General features: G+C 35.5%; 11 protein-coding genes. All 11 read left to right on the forward strand.

Annotation, left to right across the window (positions count from 1 at the left end; translation table 11 throughout):
• Positions 1-139 precede the first annotated feature (139 nt).
• Positions 140-520 (forward strand): hypothetical protein, encoded by a 381-nt coding sequence (locus BM102_RS02175; RefSeq protein ID WP_090478519.1) that lies wholly within the window; start codon positions 140-142, stop codon positions 518-520.
• Entirely contained in the window at positions 510-872 is a 363-nt protein-coding gene (tnpB, locus tag BM102_RS02180) for an IS66 family insertion sequence element accessory protein TnpB (RefSeq protein WP_072919712.1), read from the forward strand. Before BM102_RS02175 ends, tnpB begins: the two co-directional genes overlap by 11 nt.
• 269 nt (positions 873-1141) lie before the next feature.
• A complete protein-coding gene (gene tnpC, locus BM102_RS02185; protein WP_090478522.1) occupies positions 1142-2746 on the forward strand; it encodes an IS66 family transposase in 1605 nt (534 codons plus the stop codon).
• A gap of 88 nt (positions 2747-2834) precedes the next feature.
• Positions 2835-4169 carry an ATP-binding domain-containing protein gene (locus BM102_RS02190; RefSeq protein WP_090478525.1) on the forward strand — a complete coding sequence of 445 codons (1335 nt, stop codon included), beginning with the start codon at positions 2835-2837 and terminating at the stop codon, positions 4167-4169.
• A gap of 2 nt (positions 4170-4171) precedes the next feature.
• Positions 4172-7237, forward strand: coding sequence for a DEAD/DEAH box helicase (locus BM102_RS02195; protein ID WP_090478528.1), 3066 nt, complete (start codon positions 4172-4174; stop codon positions 7235-7237).
• Between the two features lies 1 nt (position 7238).
• Complete coding sequence (gene drmB, locus BM102_RS02200; protein ID WP_177194880.1) at positions 7239-9065, forward strand: DUF1998 domain-containing protein; 1827 nt, start codon at positions 7239-7241, stop codon at positions 9063-9065.
• Between the two features lie 210 nt (positions 9066-9275).
• Positions 9276-9692 (forward strand): hypothetical protein, encoded by a 417-nt coding sequence (locus BM102_RS02205; RefSeq protein WP_090478534.1) that lies wholly within the window; start codon positions 9276-9278, stop codon positions 9690-9692.
• 139 nt (positions 9693-9831) lie between these two features.
• Positions 9832-11112, forward strand: a complete 1281-nt coding sequence (locus BM102_RS14230; protein WP_177194881.1) for a hypothetical protein — start codon at positions 9832-9834, stop codon at positions 11110-11112.
• A 103-nt stretch (positions 11113-11215) separates the two neighbouring features.
• Positions 11216-11500 carry a hypothetical protein gene (locus BM102_RS02215; protein WP_090478536.1) on the forward strand — a complete coding sequence of 95 codons (285 nt, stop codon included), beginning with the start codon at positions 11216-11218 and terminating at the stop codon, positions 11498-11500.
• 498 nt (positions 11501-11998) lie between these two features.
• Entirely contained in the window at positions 11999-12340 is a 342-nt protein-coding gene (locus BM102_RS02220; protein WP_090393816.1) for an arsenate reductase family protein, read from the forward strand.
• Between the two features lies 1 nt (position 12341).
• Positions 12342-12905 (forward strand): NUDIX hydrolase, encoded by a 564-nt coding sequence (locus BM102_RS02225; RefSeq protein WP_090478539.1) that lies wholly within the window; start codon positions 12342-12344, stop codon positions 12903-12905.
• Positions 12906-12943 lie beyond the last annotated feature (38 nt).

The following is a 12943-nucleotide window of genomic DNA, read 5'->3' on the forward strand; positions in this document are numbered from 1 at the left end:
GTAAACGGTAAATCATGAGTACCTCGTTCCATTTGTTCGGATTTGAGATAATTCTGTATAACAACTATGGATTGTATGGAAACTATGGATATAGTTCTCATACAAGTCATAAAACCCGAACATACAGGAGGATACTCATATGAATAATTCAGCTGCCTTAAAAAGACAGATGCGTTATCAGCAATGGGTTGAAGAAGTTAAAGACTTCAATTCCAGACCCAAAGACATGACAGTTCGTGAATGGTGTGCCATTCACGATATTAAACCACCAACCTTTTATGATCACATGCGTAGAGTTCAGGACTATTTCGCAGGTCAGCTTCAGTCTATAGATGAATCTAATCAGATGGTTATTAGTGAACCGACTTTTGTTGAACTACCACCTGCTATTGCTGAACCAAAACCAGTAACGTATGGAGTAGCTTCAATCATTTGTGGCAATGCTCGTATAGAAATATCAGAAGATATTTCTGAAGAGTTTCTATTAAAACTGATAGGAGCAATAAGCCATGCTCAATGACACTACCAGTTTTAAGAAGATATACATTGCTACAGGTTACACTGATCTTCGCCAAGGTATTGATGGACTGGCATCATTCGTAAAGCTAAGATTCAACCTAGATCCTTTTGACAAGGATACCTTGTTTTTGTTCTGCGGAAGAAAAGCAACCAAGATAAAAGGCCTTGTATGGGAAGGCGATGGCTTTCTCCTTCTTTATAAAAGACTTGAGGTTGGTGCTTTTGCCTGGCCTAGGACTGAGTCAGAAGCTCTAGCAATTTCAGCTGAACAGTATCAAAGGTTAATGAGTGGTTTTACTATAGTCGCTAAACATCCGATTTCAGAACTCAAAGAGCCTAAAGAAATCGTTTAGTTTTGTATAAAACAGAGAATTTTTAAGCGCCCAGGAAACGCTGATTTTAAGCGATTCTCTTCTTGTTTAAAGCCTTGAATAAGGCTCATATGTGGGCATATTTTCTCTGGAAATACCATTAAATCAATTGAAATGGCTAGTTACTAGCCTTTCATATATAAGCTCTGTGAAGCCTACAAACATAGGCATTATGACGAATGCCAAAACGCTGAAAATTAGCGTAAACACTGCATTTCAGCTATAATAGTTCCATAAGAAATGGAGCGATTATGTCAGTTAAATTCACAGAGGAACAACTGAATAACTTTGACAAAGCGATGCTAATACAGCTGTTTTTAAATCAGCAGGAGCAACTTGAATCCATCGATAACAAGATGCAGCTTCTGCTTGAACAGATGGCTGATATGAATCGTCAGCGCTTTGGTCGTTCATCTGAGAAATCTGATGAATCAAACCAACTATCATTTACCATCGAAGATGGTGAAATCATTTTCAATGAGGCTGAAGCCTTTGTAGATGATTGCTTTGAAGATGACAATGAAGAAACTATCACTGTCACTCGTAAGAAATCAAAAGGCAAAAAGGAAGAAGATATAAAAGGTCTTCCTGTTGAAAAAATCCCTCATGAAATGACTGAGGAAGAACTTAAGAGCTTCTTTGGTGATGAAACCTGGAAGCGTCTTCCTGATGAAATCTATAGGCGGTATAAATATACACCTGCTTCTGTCTCGGTTGAGGAGCACCATGTGGCTGTTTATTCTGGTTCTAAATCAGAACGAATGATTAAGGCTAATCATCCAAAGCAGCTACTTAGAAATAGCATGGCCTCTGACAGTACAGTTGCTGGTATATTCAATGCTAAATACGTAAATGCGATGCCACTATATCGTATTGAAGCTGAATACAACAGAGTTGGTATTAACATATCACGTCAAACGATGGCTAACTGGGTTATCCAGTGTGCTGACAGATACTTAGCAGTCTTTTACGATTATCTTCATGAGCATTTGTATGACTATCATGTAATACAAGCTGATGAAACTCCTTGCTTAGTTAACAAGGATGGTCGAGATGCTGGATCTAAGAGTTACATGTGGGTTTATCGAACAGGTAAGATGTACAAGGATAAGCCAATAGTAATCTATGATTACCAGCGGACTAGAAAGTCCGATCATCCAAGAGATTTTCTCAAGGATTTCAAAGGCATCTGTGTGACAGATGGCTATCAGGTTTATCACTCCATTGAAAAGGAACGTGACGACCTGACAATAGCAGGATGTTGGGCGCATGCAAGGCGCCGATTCGATGAAGCCTTAAAGGCTACACCGAAGGATAAACAGAAATCCTGTACAGCGAATAAAGCTTTGAAGATGATTCAAGCTATCTATCGCGAAGAGAAAAAGCTAAGTGACCTTTCTCCAGCCGAAAGATACGAACATCGACAGCTTACTGTCAAGCCTCTGGTTGAGGCCTACTTTGCGTGGGTTCATAAAGTTGAACCAAGTGTATTAGCTAACAGTAAAACTCATAAAGGATTACAGTATTCAATCAACCAGGAGCAGTATCTAAAAGTATTTCTTGAAGATGGTGAAGTTCCTATGGATAACAACGCTGCTGAGCAGTCAATCCGTGGATTCTGCATCGGAAAGAAAAACTGGGTTATGATTGATACAATCTCTGGAGCAAAAGCTAGCGCCATTGCTTACAGCATTGCTGAAACAGCAAAAGCTAATAACCTAAAACCTTATGAGTATTTCAAACATCTTCTTACTGTAATTCCAGAGCATCTGGATGATACAGATAGAAGTTTTATGGATAAGCTACTTCCTTGGTCAGATGAACTTCCAAGTGAATGTAGAAAACCAGTGAAGTAATCGTCGCGCCTGCGGGCGCGGCTAAATTTTAGAAAGGTACGGATGGTTTACCGTTTACGACGCATGTAAAGCACAGGGAGTTCCTATTTTGCTTTTGGGTGATACATGCCAATCTATATATAATTATCTTAATGACAACAATACAGCGGGATTAAATATCTCAGCAGATAATTTCTACAAAAATGTTATTTCTAAGTTGAATGATTACGCAGAATTTGTTTCCTATAAGGTTAATCATCGTCAAAATAAGGTTTTAAAAGATTTATCTGCTCCATATAGAGAAGCTATTTTGGATGAAGATTTATATGCTTGTAATGAAAATAGAATTAAAATCGGAGAACAAATTGAAGAGATAGTAGACACAGACGAGTTAAAAAAACTAATTGAAGATACTAATTTTAAGTCAATTTGTATTATGCAACGACGCAATATAGACGCTAAACTTGTTTCCAATAGATTAATTAAAGCAGGCATACCTAATAAATATGTATTACATAATGATAAAAATGCTTACTCTAAACTAATTGGATTCTTATTAGGTGGATATAATGAACAGGCAATTTCAAAAGACGTCCTTTCACAACTAATGGAAGATGAAATTCTGTTAAGAGATTTTAATATATCTTGTAATGAAGTATGGGAAGAATTCCAAAAATGCTCAAATACAAGAGATACAATTATACCGATAAAAAAATTAATTATGGGACTTACTTTGAACAATTCGATTTTCAAGGATATGGAACAAGTTGAGAAAACGAATGTATTTGTTTCAAATATCCATAGATCTAAGGGTTTGGAATATGATTGTGTAATTCTTGATTCTAGTATATTTAAAAATAAGAATGACTTGGATGAAGACAAAGTATTGTATGTCGCTTTGACTAGACCTAAGGAAAAGATTAGGAAATATTCACCTAATATTTATTGGAAACTTCATAAAAAAGCAAGGAGAGATTATCGTTTTAAGAAGATAAAAGGACAATATGTTCTCGAGTATGTATGCATAGAGAATGATGATAGTAATTATAAGCCAGATGTTTCTCCTGAGAACTATATATTTGAAGATTCCATCACTATGGATCATGCACAAAAAGCAATAAAGAAAATGCATGAGCAGGATGAAATACAATTGATACTCAATAATGACAACATATATGAAATTACTACCGTTAACGGGGAAACCATAGGAAGAATGTCTAAATATTTTTCGGATTCCGTTCTAAGAATTTACGGTGTAAATAAGCTACCACGTCGATTAGGCGAATTATATGTTGATGGTATTTACACATTTTTAGGTTCTCAAGATGGATTTCTGGAACCGTTTGAACGAAGATTGATTGACTATAATAATTCATATTCGCAAAATAGAATTTTTAATTATGTAATGTTTTCTGGTCCAGCGAAAGCATATTTTGAGGGGTAAAAATGGATTATTCTGAATATTATGAAGCTAGAAATAAGATAATTGAGATATTAAAAAAAGATTTATTGGGACCTTTAGCAGAGGATGAAATTATAGATGAGGCTCCAGTTAATTATTATCTTGTAGGCAAATTATATCCCAAAGATATAAAGAAAATAAGCGATGATGGAGAGGTAATTAAGGATGAGGATACACCTTTTTTAGATGATACTGATTTGCTCGCAAATCAGTTTTATCAGTCTGCCATGGGGATGTCTATAAGTGTTGCAAAAAATGTTGAACGAATTAATTTGGAGTGTAATTATGCTAATTATACTCAAGTATTGGATGAAGAAGATAATGACACACACAAGTGGAAAAGACAATCACATTCAATAGAGCTACCAATTGATCTTAATAGTATTTCGAAAGATAAGGTTTTAAAAAAGAAGATCGATGAAGATTTATATATTCAAATTAGGGATATAAAAAGTATTATTGATGACAATCGCCACTTGATGATTACTTTATTAAATGATGCGCATGTTGAGAACATGCGATATGAGAATTTATCGCCTAAAACATATTTCCAACCTCAAATGATAGTTAGGACTGAAAATAAGGATTGTTTTCTTGAAGTTCAGCAAAGTACATTGGAACATATAGATGATGAAACCAATGAGTTAGAAATGCTTTATTCAGGTTATAATAGTTATGCAAGTGGGCATGGCTGCGCTGTTGATTGGCATTTAAATGACAGTAACGAAGTTAATGAAATATTTACAGATTTTCTGCCTGAATATGAGGTTCTTCAGATGAAACCAGCAGATTGTTTCAATGAAGATATTTTATCCATAAAAAGACTTAGTGAAGCAGAGTATTCTGAGATAGCTGATGGGTTACAAACAGCATTTGCAAAATATAACGATTGGATTAAGGAGCTTAAAAATAAATCTTCTTCTGAGATAGCTATGAGAAATATAGCTAAATGTGAAGAGGTATATAAAAGGTTATTAGATGCAATTGAAGTATTAGATAACCCATTAGCATTAAAGGCATTTAAGTTGGCTAATGAAGCAATGTATTATCAAAGGACTAAAGATGTTAATGGAGCCGACTATAGTGTTAAATGGTATCCTTTTCAGCTTGCGTTTATTCTTTTAGAGTTGAAATCTATAGTTGAAAAAGATAGCGATGAAAGGCAAATAGTTGACTTACTTTGGTTTCCTACTGGTGGAGGTAAAACGGAAGCATATTTAGGTATAGCTGCATTCACTCTTTTTTATGAAAGATTAAGTGATAAAAGAAATGATGTAAAACATGTTTCTATCATTATGCGATACACGCTCAGATTACTTTCATTGCAACAGTTTGAAAGAGCAGCAGCCTTAATTTGTTCCTGTGAAATAATTAGAGATAAATATAATTTAGGAGAAACACCGTTCTCTATTGGTCTTTGGGTTGGACAATCTGTTACTCCAAATAGTCTAGATGAAGCAGATAAATTTTTGAAGGAAAGAAATAATTCATCATATTCAAATCCAGCCCAAATAAAAAAATGCCCTTGGTGCGGAAAGAAAATAGAATTTGGTAATTATTATATAGATAAAAAGGAAAAGAGGATGCATATAGCATGTTCTGATGAGAACTGCTTCTTTGGAAAAGAATTACCAATACATCTTGTCGATGAAGATATTTATTTTCATAAGCCTTCTTTTATTATTAGTACAGTGGACAAATTTGCTCAATTAGCATTTAAGGAAGAGGCTGCGGATTTGTTCAATGCCGGTACAAACAATATATCGCCTCAATTGATTATCCAGGATGAATTGCATCTTATTTCTGGACCATTAGGTACAATGACAGGAATATATGAAGCTGCGATATTAAAGTTGCTAACTACAGACGGAGTCAGACCTAAGATTGTGGCCTCAACTGCAACAATAAAAAATGCTATGAATCAAGTAAGAGCTTTATATAATGCTGAATGTATGCAGTTTCCGCCACAAGGCATATGTGCGGATGATTCTTTTTTTGCAGAGAAATCAAAAAGAGAAGATAAACCAGCTAGAAAGTATCTTGGTATTATGCAATCAGGCGCATCTGCAGCCACTTTTTTTGTTAGGGTCATGGGTTCGCTTCTTTTTGCTTCAAGATATTTGACAGAAGCTGGGTTTTCTGATGAGGTTGTTGACTCATTTTGGACGGAAACTGGGTATTTTAATACGCTTAAGGAGTTAGGCTCATCCTTAGTAAGAATTGTCGATAACGTGCAAGATAGATACAACTTTTTGAAGGACAAAAAATTCATTACAATGTATCCTTTAAAGAATGCAAAGGACAAATATACAAAGTATTACGAGCTTACAAGTAGAAATAATAGTTCTTCATTAGGTGATTTTATACAGAATGATCTAATGATCCCATATCGAAAAGATTCAAATCAAGAACCATATGATTTTATTATGTCATCAAATATGATTTCGGTAGGTGTTGACGTTGATAGATTGGGAACAATGTTAGTTGTAGGACAACCATTAAAGACAGCAGAATATATACAGGCAACTAGCCGAGTTGGGCGAAAAACACCGGGGTTGGTAGTAACATTGTATAGTGGCGCTAAAACAAGAGATCGTTCTCATTATGAACAGTTTATTCCATATCATGCAGCGTTTTATAAATACGTAGAGCCAACTACGTTAACCCCTTTTTCGGATAGAGCAAGAGATAGAGGCTTACAGGCTCTTTATATAATGTTGGCAAGATACACAATACCAGTCTTACGAAGCAATGATCATGCCTACGAATATAGAAAAAATATGCCTGAACTTGAAAATATCCGTAAATACATACTTAACTATGTAGAAAGCGTAGATCCAGAAGAGATTGAAGATGTCATTATTGAATTAAACAATATTGAATCAGATTGGGAAAGTCAGGCAATACGTATTACAGATTTAGTCTATTACAAGTATGGACGTACGGATAATACTTTATATAAAGAAGATTACATGGAAAACAATCGTTTCAGAATGATGAATTCTTTAAGGACTGTAGAACCTTCGATAGAGGTTGATGTGGAGGAATAAAATGCCAGGTTTTTTAGACAAGAAAAAACGTTTCAAATATGTTGGAGAAGTTCGCAAGTCAAAGATAACAACAAGTAATGGTATTGGATCATTGGTTGATTTTCCCGATTTTTCAGGTTTGATGGGTGGTCAAAACCTTTGGTATAAAAATTTTTCCAACGAAATGAAAATACATGATAAACGCCTTGAGGACTATACAGGTAAAGAATTTTTTGTACAGGCTGCGTCGCCTACCGAGATAAGTACAAAAAAGACAATGGGATTTAATAAGACCAGCTATAAAATCCCAATTATTAGGTTTCCAGAATACTATTATTGTCCTAATTGCGGGAATCTCGATTATGTTAAAAATATAGGATATAACTATAAGAATGATAAAGATCATGTTGAAGCAATAAAATGCAATAATTGTGGTACTAATTTGTTGCCATCAAGATTTGTTGTAAGTTGTGACTGTGGTCATTTAGATGAATTCCCTTATGTATGGTGGACACATAAAAATGTCGGAAAAACTTGTGATAAGCCTGTTTTAAAAATCAAGCACACATCTAGTTCTGGTGGGTTGGAGAGTATACTGTTGGAATGTGTTAATTGTGGTGCAAAAAATAATATGGCGAATTGCTTAGGTAAAGAAGCTCTGATTGGCCTGAAGTGTCGAGGACTTAGTCCATGGCTAGGAAAAGATGTAAATGATAATTGCGGAAGAGGCATACGCGCCATTATGCGTGGTTCCAACAATTTATATTATTCTGAGACTATATCAGCGCTTACTATTCCGCCATGGAGTAATGGTGTCGAACTAGCAATAGATAAGAATTATGAGTTTTTGAATGGTCTTATAAAAGCTACACAAGATATTAATCTACTTAAGACTCTCATCCAACCTAGTTTCATAGAACAGAATATTTCTGAATTATATGGATGTGATTTTAATACATATTTTGAGCAAGTACTGAGAAGATTTTTTAAAGTAGATGATTCATCCGAGAAATCAGAAAATGCATTGATTCATGATGAATATAAAGCTTTTATTGGCAATAATCAAAACGATTATTATTTTAAGACAGTAGCAGTTCAGGTTGCCAATGGATTAATGCCATATATTTACCAGGTTAAGTTAGTAAATAGATTAAGAGAAGTTCAAGTGCTTACCGGTTTTAGGAGAATTGAAGCTCTTGGTGAAGATGAAAATGAAGATGGTGTAAATAAAATTGCTAAGCTTTCAACAAATCGTGAAAATTGGTTGCCTGCTGTAGAGATGAATGGTGAGGGGATATTCATTGAATTTAATAAGGACAAGATGCAAGAATGGCTGAATAGAAATCGGTATAAGTATGATGATATAAAGGCTCGATATGATGCAAAGCACATGTATTTGAGATATGGACGTTTTACGCCGTTATTCATTCCTGTTCATACTTTTTCCCACTTGTTGATGCGTGAACTGGCTTATGAGAGTGGGTATGATGCTTCTTCTATAAAGGAAAAAATATATGTTGATGCTGATGATTGGATGTGTGGGTTGCTTATATATACTTCGTCATCAAGCTCAGATGGAAGCTTTGGTGGTCTAGTTAGACAAGGAAAGACGGATAAACTTTCAGCTATAATTCATTCTGCAATTGAGAAAGCAAGATGGTGTTCAAATGATCCAATATGTTCTGAATCTAATGGACAAGGATTATATTCTTTAAATAATGCTGCATGTTATGCATGCACTTTAGTTCCGGAGACTAGTTGTACAATGTTCAATTCTCTTCTTGATAGATGTTCAATTATTGGGAAATATGACGATGCAGAAATAGGGCTTATGAGTGATTTTATTTGAAAGTATTAGTTTTTCATGTAGTCGAGAATTTTGGCGGTAAAGGAAGAATCTGCAATAAGTAGGTTCTTCTTTTTTTACCCAGAACAACATATAATCATCAATATTTACATTACAACATATTTATCACATCTTGATGATACTATTTAGAATAGTAATCTTTGTTGTAATGCATAAAAAATGAAAGACCATATTTTAGGAGGCAAGTGAGTTATGGATGATTCATATGAGTACATGCGAGAAGCAATAAAATCATATAGATGTCCTAGTTGTGGTGCTGTGGGAAAATGGTACAACATTGGGCCGTTGGCAGTTGATGACACAGGTATTTATGCTGAATGTGGTGGTAGAATACGTGGTCAAGAATGTTACTATGTTTTAACAGCAGAGAATATGGATGACTTAATGAAGAAAGATGCTTCATTCAAAAACTACGCTAACAGCCGAAACTCGCAAAAAGCTCCATGGGATACAACGTACTATGAACACCCATGTCCTTATTGTGGTCAATATAAAGTACGTGATGCTAAATGGGGTGACAAAGCTATTTCAACGGCTTTTTGGGGATTTCTTTCTCATAAGTTGCATAGTAGATACAAATGTGATGCATGCGGAAATATGTGGGACTAAGAAGTTAAGTTTTTAATTTCTAGACAAGAACAGTTACGGGTTTATTTGATTTAGAAGATAATAAATTACAAGCTTTATATCATCGTGCTTGGTTAGAAGTAAAATGTGGATGTTTTTCAGGTGAAAAGGAGGGGGCAGCATGTTTCCAGGAAGACCAGTTAGGGGCGGTTCAGACAGAATGTTTGATTATAATCATGATGGTGTTTTGGACCCTAACGAACTTGATGCACAGGAATGCTTTATTCATGATGTTGATACCTTTGATGAAATATTTGAACAAGATGACGAAGACGAAGATGACTGGGATGACGAAGATGAAGAAGATGAAGATGACGAAGAAGAGGACTGGGATGATGAGTACGAAGACGATGAGGAATATGAAGATGACGACTATGATGAGGATGATTTAGATGAGGTAGAGGATAGTTCTGCCTTTACAAATCAGGTTGTAGGAACTGGTATTGTACAGTATGGAAGGTATGCTGTTGACGAAAGTAAGCTGGAAAAAGAATACTATCCTGATGGCTATTATATAAACCGTGAAAAAAAGATTATTCCTAAGCCAATGAATTGGCATTTTTTCTATGATCATTATACTCATTTGGATGAAAATACGTACCTAAGATACGCACGTGAAATGGTGAGATTTGAACATCCTGATGAGATAATAGATTTTGCTGAAATTAGTTGGTACAAAGAAGCAGGAAAAATAATCTTAGAGAGATCTTCTGCGTCAGGTATAATTTTTACGTTAAAACAAATTGCCGCTTTAGCAGGAATATATGATGATGAGTTGATTCTGACACTCACCCAAAAGACATTAGCACATGGTGGTGATTTACATTTTAAGGATTTTGAATACTTCTACGGAGAGGTGGATGAAAGATTAATTGATAAGATTGCCTTAGAATGGATAAATCTGAATCTACCTATTACGAAAGAAGATTTATATTCATTTGAGGGAGAGTCATCGGACTCAGTATTTTGCAAAGTTAGCAAGTACGCATTGGATAACCTTTTAGATCTCGGTGCGGACGAACTAATGGCATTCATGTCCTATTATTCAGAGGCACTTGCATCTGAATTTGCTGAGGAACTATTAAAAAGAGGGTATGTTTTTTCAACAGATGAGATGTTTGCCTTGGATGGATACGTAACAGAAAAGACGTTGTCTAAATCACTAAAATCATTTTTGGAATCAGGTAAAACTCTGACTATAAGTGAAATATATGATTTTGAAGGAAGTGTATCAAAAGCAGTTCTATCTGAGGCTGTAAGGACTTGTAAGGAAATATTTACTCTTTCAGATTTTTATGAATTGGAAGATTCAGTTTCCAGGACAGCTTTACTTGACGTAGCTAAACGCCAGGGAGGTCAAATAAAATATGATGAATATGAAGGTTTTTACCTTAAAGACTAAAATCAAGGCTTTGAGCTGTCCGATATACCGTGATAGGATTTGATATTCTATACTTACAAAGAAACAAGCAATTGTGTAAGGAGTATTTCCCAGAGGTATTGAAATGAGATATAAAGTTAGACAGACTGAAACGGTTGAATACATACTGGAAGCTACAAATGAAGAAGAGGCAATGGATTTTCTAATGACTTATACAAACAGGGAGCTTCGTGCAGCTAATCATAATATTGATACTATTTTCAAAGAGGAAATCATCGAAAAAACAGTTATGCCAGCAGATTTTCATGTGGATGATGAAATAGAAGAAATCCTTGATGAATGGCCTGATTATTATGAAGAATTTGTTGAAGGTGAATCTGGTTTTATAGAGGGAATACCTTTTAATTAGAAATTGGAGGTTATAATTACGCATCCAGCAGGATTACTTTTTAAAACAAGAGTCCAGAATTCATTTAAATTTCACATTATTTCCAATATATAAACGCAATTGGAGATTAATATAACAACCATCGCAAGAGCGATCATAAATAACTTTTTTATATCATTTCTCCCTACAATGGCTGCCAATATGGCAGCTAATTTTTTGTTTTGTTGTTTATGAGGATGATTTAGATATACCCTTTAATTGAAGGTATATTTAATACTATTGTGCATCGGTCTCCATACATATTATTTTGTTTAAAATAAGGATATATGAAAACATATCGGTTGTGACAAATATATACATCAATTATAATTTAATCGATTTATAAGCCCATCGGCGAAGCCGATTACAATCCTTCCTTACTCGCGTCAGCGAGTGGTCTGTGGAGCTCGGGCAGACCTGGCCCTGGAAGGGCCTGCTAGGAATGGTACAAAAATAAAAACTAGGACGGATAATATTTTTATGAATATACAAATCTTTGGCACCAAGAAGTGCAACGATACAAAGAAAGCAGAGCGCTTTTTCAAAGAGCGTGGCATTAAGTATCAGTTTATCGATATGCGTGAGAAAGGCATGAGTAAGGGAGAGCTTACATCTGTTGCTTCTGCTAATGGTGGTATCGCAAATATGGTTAACGTAAATGCGAAGGACCAGGATGCTGTTGCTTTGTTTCAGCATATTGCAGATGAGGACAAGCTGGAGAAGCTTCTTGAATCACAGCAGATTATCAAGACTCCAGTTGTAAGAAATGGAAAGCAGTCTACACTTGGCTATCAGCCTGATGTATGGAAGAAGTGGGAGTAATATGGCAGAAGAAATATTTGACATCGTAGATGAAAAAGGGCAGCCTACAGGCGAAACAGTGACCAGATCACAGGCGCATGCTGAGGGCATTAGACATAGAACAGCACACATATGGGTGGTTCGTGAAAATGGAGATAAGACAGAGGTTCTTTTACAGAAGAGAGCTATGAATAAGGATTCTTTTCCTGGCAGATATGACACTTCATCAGCTGGGCATATTCTGGCTGGAGATGAGCCATTGGAATCTGCTGTTAGAGAATTGTCGGAGGAGCTTGGCATCCAGGTGGATCCAGATGATTTGCATTTTGCAGGAACATTTCCAATTCAGTATGAAAAGGAATTCCATGGCAAGCCTTTTAAGGACAATGAAATTGCATTCGTCTATGTCTATGACGAGGAGGTAGGAATCGATAACCTTACCATTCAAAAGGAAGAGCTGGACAGTGTAGAGTGGTTCGACCTAGAGGAAGTGTATCAGGCATGCCAGCCACCAAGGGATGAGAAGTTCTGCGTTCCTATGGGCGGGCTTGAGATAGTTCGTAAATACGTGGAGAAAAATAGCTAGAATAGAGCCCTTGAGAAAATAAAATTTGTGCAAAATAG

Origin of the sequence: Pseudobutyrivibrio sp. JW11 (genome assembly GCF_900115355.1) — a bacterium.
GTDB lineage: Bacteria > Bacillota > Clostridia > Lachnospirales > Lachnospiraceae > Pseudobutyrivibrio > Pseudobutyrivibrio ruminis.

Coding starts and splice junctions, on each gene's coding strand:
- BM102_RS02195 (WP_090478528.1), top strand. CDS start 4,172: ATGGATTATTCTGAATATTATGAAGCTAGAAATAAGATAATTGAGATA.
- BM102_RS02225 (WP_090478539.1), top strand. CDS start 12,342: ATGGCAGAAGAAATATTTGACATCGTAGATGAAAAAGGGCAGCCTACA.
- BM102_RS02175 (WP_090478519.1), top strand. CDS start 140: ATGAATAATTCAGCTGCCTTAAAAAGACAGATGCGTTATCAGCAATGG.
- BM102_RS02220 (WP_090393816.1), top strand. CDS start 11,999: ATGAATATACAAATCTTTGGCACCAAGAAGTGCAACGATACAAAGAAA.
- tnpB (WP_072919712.1), top strand. CDS start 510: ATGCTCAATGACACTACCAGTTTTAAGAAGATATACATTGCTACAGGT.
- tnpC (WP_090478522.1), top strand. CDS start 1,142: ATGTCAGTTAAATTCACAGAGGAACAACTGAATAACTTTGACAAAGCG.
- drmB (WP_177194880.1), top strand. CDS start 7,239: ATGCCAGGTTTTTTAGACAAGAAAAAACGTTTCAAATATGTTGGAGAA.
- BM102_RS02205 (WP_090478534.1), top strand. CDS start 9,276: ATGGATGATTCATATGAGTACATGCGAGAAGCAATAAAATCATATAGA.
- BM102_RS14230 (WP_177194881.1), top strand. CDS start 9,832: ATGTTTCCAGGAAGACCAGTTAGGGGCGGTTCAGACAGAATGTTTGAT.
- BM102_RS02215 (WP_090478536.1), top strand. CDS start 11,216: ATGAGATATAAAGTTAGACAGACTGAAACGGTTGAATACATACTGGAA.